General features: G+C 74.1%; 14 protein-coding genes. 9 read left to right on the forward strand and 5 right to left on the reverse strand.

Going from position 1 to position 12358, the window contains the following annotated elements; all coding sequences use genetic code 11:
• Positions 1-93 precede the first annotated feature (93 nt).
• Positions 94-669, reverse strand: coding sequence for an SPW repeat domain-containing protein (locus tag AC1UE4_RS10310; RefSeq protein ID WP_482917135.1), 576 nt, complete (start codon positions 667-669; stop codon positions 94-96).
• An 88-nt stretch (positions 670-757) separates the two neighbouring features.
• Here AC1UE4_RS10310 and AC1UE4_RS10315 point away from each other — a divergent pair, with 88 nt between their 5' ends.
• Positions 758-1414, forward strand: a complete 657-nt coding sequence (locus tag AC1UE4_RS10315; protein WP_482917136.1) for a sterol desaturase family protein — start codon at positions 758-760, stop codon at positions 1412-1414.
• 43 nt (positions 1415-1457) lie between these two features.
• Here AC1UE4_RS10315 and glgP read toward each other — a convergent pair whose 3' ends face one another.
• Both glgP and AC1UE4_RS10325 read right to left on the reverse strand, forming a co-directional pair.
• Positions 1458-3593, reverse strand: a complete 2136-nt coding sequence (gene glgP, locus AC1UE4_RS10320) for an alpha-glucan family phosphorylase (RefSeq protein ID WP_482917137.1) — start codon at positions 3591-3593, stop codon at positions 1458-1460.
• A gap of 115 nt (positions 3594-3708) precedes the next feature.
• Positions 3709-4911: an alpha/beta fold hydrolase gene (locus AC1UE4_RS10325; protein ID WP_482917138.1), complete on the reverse strand. Its 1203-nt coding sequence runs from the start codon at positions 4909-4911 to the stop codon at positions 3709-3711.
• Between the two features lie 24 nt (positions 4912-4935).
• Between AC1UE4_RS10325 and AC1UE4_RS10330 the strand changes: the two genes are divergently transcribed.
• Genes AC1UE4_RS10330 through AC1UE4_RS10365 form a run of 8 tightly spaced genes read left to right on the forward strand, consistent with a single transcriptional unit; the run spans position 4936 to position 10789 of the window.
• Positions 4936-5406, forward strand: coding sequence for an HIRAN domain-containing protein (locus AC1UE4_RS10330; RefSeq protein WP_482917139.1), 471 nt, complete (start codon positions 4936-4938; stop codon positions 5404-5406).
• A 10-nt stretch (positions 5407-5416) separates the two neighbouring features.
• Positions 5417-6544: an XdhC family protein gene (locus tag AC1UE4_RS10335; protein ID WP_482917140.1), complete on the forward strand. Its 1128-nt coding sequence runs from the start codon at positions 5417-5419 to the stop codon at positions 6542-6544.
• Positions 6541-6975 carry an acyl-CoA thioesterase gene (locus tag AC1UE4_RS10340; protein WP_482917141.1) on the forward strand — a complete coding sequence of 145 codons (435 nt, stop codon included), beginning with the start codon at positions 6541-6543 and terminating at the stop codon, positions 6973-6975. The genes AC1UE4_RS10335 and AC1UE4_RS10340 overlap by 4 nt, the downstream gene beginning before the upstream one ends.
• Positions 6972-8225 carry a hydroxyacid-oxoacid transhydrogenase gene (locus tag AC1UE4_RS10345; RefSeq protein WP_482917142.1) on the forward strand — a complete coding sequence of 418 codons (1254 nt, stop codon included), beginning with the start codon at positions 6972-6974 and terminating at the stop codon, positions 8223-8225. The genes AC1UE4_RS10340 and AC1UE4_RS10345 overlap by 4 nt, the downstream gene beginning before the upstream one ends.
• Positions 8226-8230: 5 nt before the next feature.
• The gene (locus AC1UE4_RS10350) at positions 8231-8419 is read left to right on the forward strand and encodes a hypothetical protein (RefSeq protein WP_482917143.1); all 189 of its coding nucleotides are present in this window, start codon (positions 8231-8233) and stop codon (positions 8417-8419) included.
• On the forward strand, positions 8412-9158 hold the full coding sequence (locus tag AC1UE4_RS10355; RefSeq protein WP_482917144.1) for a glutathione S-transferase family protein: 747 nt from the start codon (positions 8412-8414) through the stop codon (positions 9156-9158). The genes AC1UE4_RS10350 and AC1UE4_RS10355 overlap by 8 nt, the downstream gene beginning before the upstream one ends.
• A gap of 48 nt (positions 9159-9206) precedes the next feature.
• Positions 9207-10448, forward strand: a complete 1242-nt coding sequence (locus AC1UE4_RS10360; RefSeq protein ID WP_482917145.1) for an esterase/lipase family protein — start codon at positions 9207-9209, stop codon at positions 10446-10448.
• A 5-nt stretch (positions 10449-10453) separates the two neighbouring features.
• Positions 10454-10789: a TfoX/Sxy family protein gene (locus AC1UE4_RS10365; protein WP_482917146.1), complete on the forward strand. Its 336-nt coding sequence runs from the start codon at positions 10454-10456 to the stop codon at positions 10787-10789.
• A gap of 155 nt (positions 10790-10944) precedes the next feature.
• On the opposite strand, the gene AC1UE4_RS10370 is transcribed toward AC1UE4_RS10365, so the two are convergent.
• Positions 10945-11124 carry a hypothetical protein gene (locus tag AC1UE4_RS10370; protein ID WP_482917147.1) on the reverse strand — a complete coding sequence of 60 codons (180 nt, stop codon included), beginning with the start codon at positions 11122-11124 and terminating at the stop codon, positions 10945-10947.
• 131 nt (positions 11125-11255) lie between these two features.
• On the reverse strand, positions 11256-12323 hold the full coding sequence (locus tag AC1UE4_RS10375) for an alpha/beta fold hydrolase (protein WP_482917148.1): 1068 nt from the start codon (positions 12321-12323) through the stop codon (positions 11256-11258).
• Positions 12324-12358: the final 35 nt, after the last annotated feature.

Here is a 12358-nt window from a genome sequence, read left to right on the forward strand (position 1 = left end):
CAGGCCGCGAAGAGGCACCGAGAACCGAGACCACCGCCGCGACGCCCGAAACGGCGCCGCGGCCAAGAGGTCGCGCAAACGGAACGCCGAGGCCTAAGCCTCCTCCCCCGCAACCGGCCCGGTGCCACTCCCAACGCCACTGCCCAGCCGGTCGGCGCCGCCGATCGTCCGCGCGCCCAACGAAGCGTTCGCCTCGGCGCCATCGGGCATGACGACGTCCGGCGACGACGCGGGAGCGGGCGTCGCGGACGCAAGCGACGACTCCACGACGGGATCGCCGGTGCGGCGGGTCAGAGCGACGGCACCGAGCTCGTACAGCCCGAGGGCGACGTGCGGCAGCCACGCCCGCGCACCCAGCGACCGCCGCCGGAAGCCGCGGCGCCGGCGCCGGCGCTCGCCCCGGAAGCCGAGCACCCACGGCGACGCGGCGAGGCCGACCGCGGCCGCGCTGTCCAACGCCAGATGAGCACGGAACGGCAGGACGCGCACGGCGCCCAACTGGTAGCGGGTGAACAGGCTGTAGCCAGCATGGGTCGCGCCCGCGGCGCGCAGCGTCCGGCCGGCGCGCGTGCCGTCGAGGCCGAGGAAGGACGGAGCCGCAACGAGGGTCGCGCCGGTCACGTAGTCGAGCACCCCGTGAGCGCGGGGGGAGATGGGTCGTGTTGGCATGTTCACGGACGTACCCGTTGCATTCACCCCGGGCACGCCGCGATGATGAAGGCCGTCAGACCCCCGCTTTAGGCTTCACCGAATCGCCATGACCGCCGACCAGCCCGATCCCACGCGCCCGCTGTCTCGCGCCGAGCACCTGCGCGCCTCGCCGCCGCTCCTCCCCTGGGGCTGGATGGACCGCTTCACACGCGTCCACCACGTCGTTCCCGTCCTCATCTTCGTGCCGATCGTCGCGTTGCTGGCGACGCTCGCCGCCGACCGCCTCGACACGATCGGCTTCTTCGGCTGGACGCTCGTCGGCTACGTCATGTGGACGCTCACCGAGTACTGGCTGCACCGCGTCGTCTTCCACTGGGAGCCGGAGAAGGGCCTCGGCGCCCGCATCCACTTCCTCATGCACGGCGTCCACCACGAGCATCCGAACGACCCGCTGCGGCTCGTCATGCCGCCGTCCGCGTCGATCCCGCTCGCCGGGCTCTTCGTCCTCGCGTTCTGGCTGATCGCGAGCGGCCCCGCGTGGCTCGCCGTCTCGGCCGGCTTCCTCGGCGGCTACGTGATCTACGACGAGATGCACTACTGGCTGCACCACCACGTGCCGAAGTCGAAGCTCGGCAAGAGCCTGCGCGAGCGGCACATGCGCCACCACTTCCAGGACGACACCAAGGGCTTCGGCATCAGCGCCCCGTACTGGGACAAGGTCTTCCACACGGAAACCGACGTGCGCCACACGCGGGAGCGGTGAGGATCGCGCGGGGCGAGACCCCGCGCGACCGAAGAACGAGCGGCTAACGCTTGTAGAGCTGCTGCTCGTAGTCGCGGACCATCCGCGTCGCCGAGAACTGCGGGATGTTCGTCTTCATCGACTGCTTGACGCGGTGGACCCACGCCTGCGGGATCCCGTCGGCGTCGCGGTCGTGGAACGTCGGCACGACCTCCTCCTCGAGCAGCCGGTAGAGCTCGCCCGCATGGCGGTGGTCCTGGGCCTCGTGGTCGTGGTCGGTCGCGCCGTCGATCCCCCAGCCGTTCTCGCCGTTGAACCCCTCGGCCCACCAGCCGTCGAGCACCGACAGGTTCAGCCCGCCGTTCACCGCGGACTTCATGCCCGACGTCCCGCTCGCCTCCAGCGGCGGGCGCGGCACGTTCACCCACACGTCGCAGCCGCGCACCAGGCGCCCGGCGATGTGGAGGTCGTAGTCCTCGAGGAACACGACCCGCGCGGCCGCGGCCTCGTTCCAGCGCACGCCGAAGAGGTCCTGGACGAGCCGCTTGCCGCCGTCGTCCCTCGGATGCGCCTTGCCGGCGATCAGCACCTGCACCGGTCGCTCGCCGCCGATGATCCGCAGGGAACGCTCGGGGTCGCGGAACAGGAGATGGAGCCGCTTGTACGTCGCCAGCCGCCGTGCGAACCCGATCGTCAGCACGTCGGGATCGAAGGCACGCGCGGCCGCCTCGGCGTAGTAGCGCGGCTCGCCGCGCGCGACGCGGTCGCGAACGCTCGTCTCCTTGACGAAGTTGACCAGCAGCTCGCGCTGGACCCGCCGCACGGCCCACAGCTCCGCCGCCGGGATGTCGTCGATCTTGGCGAACACCGAGGGGTCGTCGGTGCGCAGCGCCCACCCCTCCCCCAAGTGCTCGTCGAGCAGCCGCCGCATCGGCGCGCCCACCCAGCTCGGGACGTGGACGCCGTTGGTCACGTGCCCGATCGGAACGTCGTCGACGCCCCGGTCCGGCCACATGCCATGCCACATCTCGCGCGCGACCTCGCCGTGGCGCTTGGAGACGCCGTTCGCCGCCCGCGACGAGCGCAGCGCCAGCTGCGTCACGCCGAACGGCTCGCCCCCGTCGTCGACGTTCGTGCGGCCCATCCGGAGGATCGCGTCGACGTCCGTCCCGGCGCCCTCGGTCAGCCGCCGCAGGCACGACGCCACCTGGTCGGGCGGGTACGTGTCGTTGCCCGCCGGCACCGGCGTGTGCGTGGTGAACACGCTGCGCTCGCGCGACTCCTGGAGCGCGGTCTCGAAGGGCGTGCCCGACGCGGTCCGCCCGCGCGCCAGCTCCAGCGCAGTCAGCGCGGCGTGGCCCTCGTTCATGTGCACGACGCCCGGCTCGATCCCGAGCTCGCGCAGCGCGGCGATCCCGCCCGCGCCCAGCAGCGTGTACTGCGCGAGCCGCGTCTCGGGGTCGCCGTCGTACAGGCGCGACGTGATCCAGCGCGTGGCGTTCGTGTTCTCGGGGAGCTCGGTGTCGAGCAGGTACAGGGGAACCCGGCCGACGTCGACCCGCCAGATCTGCGCGTGGACGTCGTCGCTGCCGATCGGCACGCACACCTGCACCGGCGTGCGGTCGTCGCCGGCGGTGACCAGCACGGCGGGCGTGCGCTCCGGGTCGGTCGGCACCCAGAACTCCTGCTGCCAGCCGCTGTTGTCGATCCGCTGGCGGAAGTACCCGCGGCGGTACATCAACCCGACCGCGACCATGGGTAGCGCGAGGTCCGACGCCTCCTTGACGACGTCGCCGGCGAGCGCGCCGAGGCCGCCCGAGTAGATCGGCATCGACGCGTGGACGCCGAACTCCGCGCAGAAGTACGTGACGGGGCGGTCCGCCGCGACGACCTCGTCGGCGAACGGGCGCGCGAGATCGTCCTGCACGCCGGCCTCGATCGCCTCGGCCTTCGCGACGAGCGCGTCGTCGGCCGCCGCGCGCAGCAGCGACTCGGCCGAGGCCTCCTGGAGCAGCCGCACCGGGTTGCCGTTGACCAGCCGCCAGCGACGGTTGTCGATCGCGCGGAACAGGTCCGGCCCGTCGGGCATCCAGGCCCAGCGGTAGTTGTAGGCGAGGCGCGCGAACACGCCCAGCGGCCAGGGCAGCCGCGACGAAAGCGCGGACGCCGCCCGGCGGATGTCGTCGTCTCCTGCGTACACGAAGTGCGGGATTGTCACAGGCTGCGTCTCCGTGTGCCCGAAGACGAAGTGCTGAAACGTGGAGCGACCCGCGACGCGCGGAGATACCGGGCGGCGGCGGCGCGGAGAACCGCCATCAAGCGCGCCCGCGAACGAGGTCGAGCAGGTGCTCGAGCACCCGTGCGCCATCGGCTCGCAGGCCGTTGTGCTCGTACTCGCTCGTCGTCCACGAGCGCAGCCCGCGGATCAGCGAGGCGGTCTCCTCGCTGAACGCGCGCGGGACGTAGGCGTCGTGCGCGTAGATGGCCGCGGCGACCGGCACCTCGTTCGCGCGCAGGACGTCCTCGTCGTAGAGCCGCGGCCACGGGCGCTCCGCCAGCGCGTCCGCCGCGCCGGCGTACGGGCGCAGCGCGGCGACGTCGTCGAAGAGCCAGCGGCCGACGTGCTCGCCCGTCAGCAGCCACGGCTCGTCGTCGAAGACCGCGGGCCGGACGCGGTCGGCCGACCACCGCGTCGCCTCGCCGTCCGCCCAGCACGACTCGTGGAGCACGGCGTAGAGCGGATTGCGCGCGAAGGGCAGGGCCGCCTCCGCGTCGGCCAGCGCGGCCGGCGAGCCGGGCGGCAGCTCGAGCAGGTGATGGAGGGTCTCGAAGCCGCCGCTGACGCCGAGGTCGAGCCCCAGCGCCTGCGCCCGCCGCCGCGTCAGGACGTCGCCGGACGGCAGCACCGTTCCGCACAGCGCCTCGACGCGCTCGCGGTCCTCCGGGTAGCGGTCGTAGTAGCGGCGGCTGCGGGCGAGCAGCTCCGCGTACGTCGCCTCGTACACGTCGTCGATCGAGCGCCCGATCGCCGGCAGCCCGCCGGTGATGAGCGCCTCGCGCAGCGCGCCGGGAGCCGACGAGAGGTAGCGCGTGACGCAGAAGCCGCCGAAGCTCTGGCCGAGGACGCTCCACCGCTCCACCCCGAGCTCCTCCCGCAGCCACTCGGCGTCGCGCACGATCGCGTCGGCGCGGAAGTGCGCCAGCCGCTCCACGGACGCGTCCGGCCCGATCGGCGACGAGCGCCCGGTGCCGCGCTGGTCGAGCAGCAGCACCCGGAAGTCGGCAAGCGCGCGGTCGAGGAACCCCGGCCCGCGCGGCCCCGTCGACGGTCGGGCGGCCTCGTAGCCGGGGCCGCCGGCGAAGAACACGAGGTACGGCCGGTCGAGCCCGTCGGGATCGGCGACCTCGCGCGCGAACAGCTCGATCTGCTCGCCGCCGGGATCGTCGTAGTCGAGCGGCACCGCGGTCGTGTGCTCCGTGACCACGAGGCCGGGGACGTGGTGCGTGACGCTCTGCACCGGTCGCAGCCTAGGCTGCGCGGGGTGGTCGTCGACGTCGCGTTCGAGGAGCGCTACTGGTACCCGGACGACGGCGGGATCGTCTGGCTCGCCGGCTTCCACGTCGTCGACGCCGACGGCCGGTTCGTCGGCCGCGACGCGCCGGAGCTGCACGACCGCGGGCTGCGCGTGGCCGCCGTGGCGGGTGCGCGGCGGCACCACGCGGACGTCCTCGCGGGCGACGACGCCGCGCCGGGCCGGCCGCTGAGGCTGCGCCGCGATCGAGGCAACGAGCACGACGAGAACGCGATCGCGGTCGACACCGGCGCGGGCGAGCAGGTCGGGTGGGTGCCGCGGGAGGTGGCGGCCGAGCTCGCGCCCCTCATCGACGCCGGCGAAGCGTGGTCGGCGGTCGTCCTGCGCGAGCAGCGCGCCTCGCCGCGCGACCCGCGCGCGGGGATCACGATGCTGCTCGCGCACGCCGGAACGCTGGAGCTGCGCGAGCAGCGGCGGTAGCGTGACCGCCATGGAGAGCTCGCATGCGACCGCTCTGCGGTGGCTCGCGGAGGGCCGGCGCGTGGCGGCGGCGACGCTCGTCGAGACGGCCGGGTCGGCGCCGCTCGACCCGGGGGCCGAGATGCTCGTGGACGACACGCAGCGGATCGAGGGATCGGTGACCGGCGGGTGCGTCGAGGGCGCGCTCGTCGAGCAGGCGGGCGAGGTGCTCGCCGGCGGCGCCCCGCGCGTCGCGACGTACGGGATCAGCGACGAGCAGGCCGCCGACGTCGGGCTCATGTGCGGCGGCACGGTCCACGTGTTCGTGCACGAGCTGGCCGAGCGGCAGCGCGAGCCGCTCGAGGCGGTCGAGGCCGCGGTCGCCGAGGGCCGCCCCATCGTGCTGGCGACGCTGCTCGACGGGCCGACGGCCGGCGCGCAGATGGCGGTGACGCCGGACGCCGTGACGGGCTCGCTCGGCGGCCCCGCGCTGCTCGACGACTCGGTCGCCCGCGACGCGCGCGGCTTCCTCGACGAGGGCCGCTCGGACGTGCGCCGCTACAGCGAGCGCGGCGAGACGATGGGCGCCGACCTGCGCGTCGCGCTGCAGGCCTTCGCGACGCCGCCGCAGATGGTCATCGTCGGCGCGATCGACTTCTCGGCCGCGCTCGCGCGCGTCGCCGGCGAGATCGGCTACCGCGTGACGATCTGCGACGCGCGCCGCGCGTTCGCCTCCAGCGCGCGCTTCACCGCGCACGCGGAGGTCGTCGTCGACTGGCCGGACCGCTACCTGCCGACGCGCGAGCTCGGGCCGCGCGACGCCGTGCTCGTCTTCAGCCACGACCCGAAGTTCGACGAGCCCGCGCTGCTGGCGGCGCTGCAGTCGGGCGCCGGGTACATCGGCGCGCTCGGCAGCCGCCGGACGCACGAGGACCGCAGCGCGCGCCTGCGCGCGGCGGGCGCGACCGACGAGGACCTCGCCCGGATCTCGTCGCCGTGCGGGCTCGACGTGGGCGCGCGCACGCCCGCCGAGACGGCCGTGGCGATCCTCGCGGAGATCCTCGCGCTGCGCGCCGGCCGCGCGGGCGGGCGCCTCGCCACCGCGCAGGGCCCCATCCATGCGCGGTCCGAGGAGGTCGCATACGGTTCCGGCCGATGAGCACCGACGCACCGACGCTCGACGCCTACGTCCACCAGACCACCATCCCGACGCGCCTGTCGGACAACGACATCTACGGGCACGTCAACAACGTCGTCTACTACTCGTACTTCGACACGGTCATCAACGCGTGGCTGATCGCGGAGGGCGGGCTCGACATGGCCGCCGGCAAGGTGATCGGCGTGTGCGCCGAGTCGCACTGCGCGTACCACGGCTCGCTGACCTACCCCGAGGTCGTCGAGGTCGGCCTGCGCGTCGGTCACCTCGGGAACTCCTCGGTGCGCTACGAGATCGGGCTCTTCGCGCAGGACGACCCCAAGCCGCGGGCCACCGGCTGGTTCGTCCACGTCTTCGTCGACCGCGACTCGCGCCGGCCGGTCAAGCCGATCCCCGCCCCGCTGCGCGACGCGCTGGAGCGGCTGCAGCCATGAACGAGACGGTCTTCACGGTCGAGGCCACGCCCGTCAAGTACGGGCCGGGCGCGGTGGACGAGGCGGGGTGGGAGCTCAAGCGCCTCGGCGTCACGCGAGCGTTCCTCGTCACCGACCCGCGCGTCGCCGCCACCGGGCACCCGGACCGCGTGCGGCGGTCGGTCGAGGCGGAGGGCATCGAGGTCGTCGTCTACGACCAGTCGCGGGTGGAGCCGACCATCGACTCGCTCCAGGACGCGGCCGACGCCGCGCGCGACGCCGGCGTCGACGGGTTCGTCTCGGTCGGGGGCGGCTCGTCGATGGACACGGCGAAGGTCGCCGACCTGATCGTCTCGCACCCGGCGCCGCTCATGGAGTACGTCAACCCGCCCGTGGGCGGTGGACGCAAGCCACCGTCGCCGCTCAAGCCGCACCTCGCGATCCCGACGACGCCCGGCAGCGGCAGCGAGGCGACGACGGTCGCCGTGCTCGACCTGCCCGAGCTGCGGGTCAAGAGCGGCATCTCACACCGGTACCTGCGCGCGCACCAGGCGATCGTCGACCCGGAGCTGACGCGCACGCTCGCCGCCGAGGTCGTCGCGTCCGCGGGGCTCGACGTCGTCTGCCACGCCGTGGAGTCGTTCCTCGCGCGGCCGTACACGAGCCGCGACAAGCCGGCGTCGCCGGACGAGCGGCCGCCCTACCAGGGCTCCAACCCCGTGGCCGACATCTGGTCGTCGAAGGCGATCGAGAACGGCGGCCAGTTCCTGCGCCGCGCGGTGTCCGATCCCGACGACGTCGAGGCGCGCGGCGCGATGATGCTGTCGGCCACGCTCGCGGGCATCGGGTTCGGCTCCGCCGGGGTGCACATCCCCCACGCCTGCGCCTACCCGATCGCCGGGCTGCGCCACGACTACCGCCCGGCCGGCTACCCGGACGACCACGGCTTCGTCCCGCACGGGCTGTCGGTCATCGTCACCGCACCGGAGGCGTTCCGCTTCACGTACACCGCCGATCCGGACCGCCATCACCGGGCGGCCGAGCTGCTCGCCGGCGGCCACGTCGAGCCCGGGCCCGACGCGCTGCCCGATCAGCTGCGGTCGCTGATGCGCGACGTCGGCGCGCCGGATCGCGTGTCGGCGTTCGGGTACGGCGTCCAGGACGTCCCGGACCTCGTCGCGGGCGCGATGAAGCAGGCCCGCCTGCTGAACGTCGCGCCGCGGCCGGTGAGCGAGGACGACGTCGAGGCGATCCTGCGGGCGTCGCTGTAGCGCTCATGGCCGAGCACGCCGCCGAGTACGTGCGCACCCGCACCCCCGATGGAACGCTCGCCCGCAACGTCAACCTGGTGAACGAGGCGCTGCGCCGGCGCGAGGAGGACGGCTGGTCGCTCGTCTCCGCGGTCGGCGAGACGCACAACGGCGACACGACCGGCGTGCTGCTGCTGTTCCGCCGCGATGGCTGACGTCCGCCTCATCTTCTTCGACGGGTCGAACGCGTGCCGCACCGCGACGGAGATGCTCGCCCACAAGGGCATCGTCTACGAGCCGGTCCGCGTCGCGCCCGCCGTGCACGTCGCGTACCTGAAGCTGCACCGATTCCCCGGCACGACGGTCCCCGCGATGACGATCGACGGGCGGCGCGTGCAGGGGACGCGCGCGATCTCGCGGGCGCTGGACGAGCTGATGCCGAAGCGGCCGCTCTTCCCCGCCGACCCGGTGCTGCGGGCGAAGGTCGAGGAGGCCGAGCGCTGGGGCGAGGAGTACGCGAACGCCATCCGGCGCGTCTTCTACTGCGCCGCGCGGCGCGATCCCGGCGGGTTCGACTCGCTCATCATCAGCCACTGGTCGGGCGCTCGCGCGGCCGCGTTGAAGGCGGCGAAGTGGGGCATCGTGCGGGCGGCGAGCCTCAAGCACAAGGCGGCCGACGAGGCGGGGCGCGCCGACCTGGCGGCGCTGCCGGAGCGCATCGAGCGGATCGAGGCGTGGCTCGAGGAGGGCGTCCTCGGCGGCGAGCAGCTCAACGCGGCGGACTTCCAGATCGCCGTGAACGCGCGGGCGCTGCTGATGGTCGACGACATCGAGCCGCTCGTGCGGGAGCGCCCGATCGCCGCGTACGCGCGCCGCGTGATCCCCGACTACACGGGGCGCGTCGGGCCGGTGCTGCCGCGGGAGTGGCTCGCGCCGCTGCGCGCCGCGCTCTGACTGCGCGAGCCGTGTCACTCCGGCCGACCGCCGGGGTACGTTCCTGCCATGAGCGCTTCGACCGACCGCAGCGCGGAGCAGCTGCGTGAGCTGACCCGCCTCGGCTTCGAGGAGCTGCGCGGCGCAGCGGGCGGCATCCGCGCGATCCACCATGCGATCGCGGACCGGGCGTTCACGCTCGCCGGCCCGCAGGCGCGGCCGGTCCACGCGATCCACGACGCGATCTCGCACGGCGTCTACGGCGGCGTGCGCGGGGCGTTCGGGCTCGCCGGCCGGAGTGCGGCGCTCGCGTCGCGGCTGAACGCGACGGCGGAGCGCGAGCTGTCGGCCACCCCGCGCGGCGCGTTCCTGCTCGCGACGTTGAACGGCCTGGTCGGCGACGTGCTCGAGCGCGAGGGCAGCCCGCTCGCGGAGCCGATGAGCGTCCGCGTCGACGGCCGCCCGGTGGAGCCGACGCGCGACGCGCTGGCGGCCGCGTTCCCCGAGCCGCGCCGGCGCGTCGTCGTCTTCCTGCACGGGCTGATGGAGACGGAGTTCTCCTGGCGGCTGGGCGAGCTGCCGCCGTACGGCGAGCGGCTCGAGCACGACCTCGGCGTCACCGCGATCGACGTCCGCTACAACACCGGCCGCCACGTCTCCGAGAACGGCCGGTCGCTGGCCGAGCTGCTCGAGGAGGTCGTCGGCGCGTGGCCGGAGGAGGTCACCGAGGTGGCGCTCGTCGGGCACTCGATGGGCGGCCTCGTCGCGCGCAGCGCGTGCCATCAGGCGGCGCTGGCCGGCATGGCGTGGGTGGCCACGGTGCGGCACGTGGTGTCGCTCGGCACGCCGCACATGGGCGCGCCGCTCGAGCAGGCCGTGCACTACGCGTCGGCCGGGCTGAACCGGTTCCCCGAGACCGCACCGTTCGCGCGCTTCCTGCGCCGGCGCAGCGCGGGCATCCGCGACCTGCGGCAGGGGTCGCTCGTCGACGAGGACTGGCACGACCGCGATCCCGATGCGCTGCGCGCGGCCGCGTGCGCGGAGGTGCCGCTGCTCGACGGCGCGACGCACTGCTTCGTGTCGGCGACGCTCACCCGCTCCCCCGGCCATCCGATCGCGCGAGTGCTCGGCGACATCCTGGTCCTGCAGCCGAGCGCCTCGGGCCGCAGCCGGTCGCGGCGGCTCGGGTTCCGCGACGAGGACGGCCTGCACATCGGCGGCGCGACGCACTTCGCGCTGCTCAACCACCCGAAGGTGTACGCGCAGCTGCGCGACTGGCTCGGGGCCGGCACGCGCGCGCAGGCGCGCTAGCGGGCATGGCGTACGACGAGGCGCTCGCCGACCGCGTGCGTCACGTCATCGGCGTACGGCCGGGCGTCGAGGAGAAGCGGATGTTCGGTGCGCTCGCCTTCTGCATCGGCGGGCACATCGCGTGCGGGGTGACCGGCGAGGACCTGATGGTGCGGCTCGGCCCCGAGGAGTCCGAGCGCGCGCTGGCCGAGCGCGGCGTCCGACCGTTCGAGATGGGCCGCGGGCGGCCGGCGAAGGGCTTCGTCCTCGTCTCGCCCGAGGCCATCGAGGAGGAAGAGGCGCTGGCCGGCTGGGTCGACGAGGGCGCGGACTTCGCCGCCTCGCTGCCGCCGAAGAGCTGACGCGGTCTCGGCGCGCCTCCGCGCAGAGCGCGGAAGAGGGGCGGCCCCTTCACGCTCGACGGAGGAGGAGGTGAGCGCGAAGGGGCCGGGGGGCGGAGGAGCCGGAGGGGTCCCTCTTGGGAAGGGACCCCTCCGGTGGCTGGAGGGAGGTGGACCTAGCGGCCGAACCGCGGCAGGTCCCCGGGGCGCCCGCGGGCGACGAGCGGCTGGGCAGCACGGCGGCGATCGACGTGGCCGTACGGGTGGGCGGTGCCGCGCGCGTTCTCGATGATGCGCGGGCCACCGTCGTCGTAGGAGCGGCGGTGCTGCGTGGGGATGACGGTGATGGGCTGCATGGTCTCTCCTGGTCCCTCTTGCACCGTGCAAGTTACGTCCGGGATGCGAGCCGTCGCATGGGGAGGACCCCCCTGATGCCGGTGGGGGTACCCCCATCTCCTCACGGCCCGGCACCCCGGGACCCCGGGACTCAGCGATCCAGGAAGCCGGAGATCGCCTTGTGCAGCTGGCCGGGCACCTCCAGCTGGGGCACGTGGCCGCACTGCAGCTCGATGTGCTCGGCGGCCGGGAGCGCGTCGCGGACGTGCCGCTGGAACGCGATCGGGACGAGCGGGTCCTCGTGGCCCCAGACGAAGAGCGACTTCGGGGAGAGCGTGCGCAGCTCGGTCCAGAACCGGTCGGGCTCCTCGAGCAGGATGTTGCGCGCGGCGGCGTAGAACGCGGTGCGGCCGCGGGGGTCGAGGTAGCCGCGCAGGAACTCGTCGACGCCGACCGCCGTCCAGCCGTCGCGGTCGGACCCCGGCACGAGCCGGCGCACGATCTTCTCGACGATCGCGCGCGGCGCCGGCTGGACGAGCCCGAGCTCCGGTCGCAGCAGCTTGATCGCGTTCGCCCACGGCGGCTTGCGCAGCCAGGCCATCGACGGCGTCAGCAGCACGAGCCGGTCGATCCGCTCGGCGTCGGTCATCGCCACCTCCAGCGCGACCCGCCCGCCGAGGCTGTGGCCGAGCAGGTGCGTCCGCTCGAGCCCCAGCGTCTCGAGCAGCGCATGGATGCGCTCGGCGAAGAACGCGGCGTCGTAGGCGCCGATCGGCTTGTCCGAGTCGCCGAAGCCGGGCAGGTCGACCGCGATGCAGCGGTGCCGTGCGGCGAGCGCGCTGATCGTCGGCAGGAACGACACCTTCGTGGCGCCGAGCCCGTGCAGCAGCACGAGCGGCGGCCCCTGCCCCGCCTCGAGCGCCGCGAACCCGCCGAGCGCCGTGTCGATGTGCGTGAACCGCAGCCGCCCCGGCTCGCGCGAGCCGGTCGTCGCGGCGAGGAACCCGACCCCGAGCCCGAGGTCGCGCCGCACGCTCAGCCGCCCCCGGCGGAACGCCTCCATCCCTCCACGGAGATCCCTGGCGACCCGCCCCCACGTCGCCGCGTCGGCGCGCAGCGAGGCGTCCGGCCGCGCCGCCGTCGCGTCATCGACGGACTCGACCCCGCCGGCACCGAGCACGACGTCCCACGCGCCGCCACCGTCGACCTCCAGCTGCACGGTCACCCGCTCCCGCCGCCCGAGCTGAAGAGCGG

The organism is Parviterribacter kavangonensis, assembly GCF_056863335.1.

Coding starts and splice junctions, on each gene's coding strand:
- AC1UE4_RS10310 (WP_482917135.1), bottom strand. CDS start 669: ATGCCAACACGACCCATCTCCCCCCGCGCTCACGGGGTGCTCGACTAC.
- AC1UE4_RS10315 (WP_482917136.1), top strand. CDS start 758: ATGACCGCCGACCAGCCCGATCCCACGCGCCCGCTGTCTCGCGCCGAG.
- AC1UE4_RS10335 (WP_482917140.1), top strand. CDS start 5,417: ATGGAGAGCTCGCATGCGACCGCTCTGCGGTGGCTCGCGGAGGGCCGG.
- AC1UE4_RS10340 (WP_482917141.1), top strand. CDS start 6,541: ATGAGCACCGACGCACCGACGCTCGACGCCTACGTCCACCAGACCACC.
- AC1UE4_RS10345 (WP_482917142.1), top strand. CDS start 6,972: ATGAACGAGACGGTCTTCACGGTCGAGGCCACGCCCGTCAAGTACGGG.
- AC1UE4_RS10350 (WP_482917143.1), top strand. CDS start 8,231: ATGGCCGAGCACGCCGCCGAGTACGTGCGCACCCGCACCCCCGATGGA.
- AC1UE4_RS10355 (WP_482917144.1), top strand. CDS start 8,412: ATGGCTGACGTCCGCCTCATCTTCTTCGACGGGTCGAACGCGTGCCGC.
- AC1UE4_RS10360 (WP_482917145.1), top strand. CDS start 9,207: ATGAGCGCTTCGACCGACCGCAGCGCGGAGCAGCTGCGTGAGCTGACC.
- AC1UE4_RS10365 (WP_482917146.1), top strand. CDS start 10,454: ATGGCGTACGACGAGGCGCTCGCCGACCGCGTGCGTCACGTCATCGGC.
- AC1UE4_RS10370 (WP_482917147.1), bottom strand. CDS start 11,124: ATGCAGCCCATCACCGTCATCCCCACGCAGCACCGCCGCTCCTACGAC.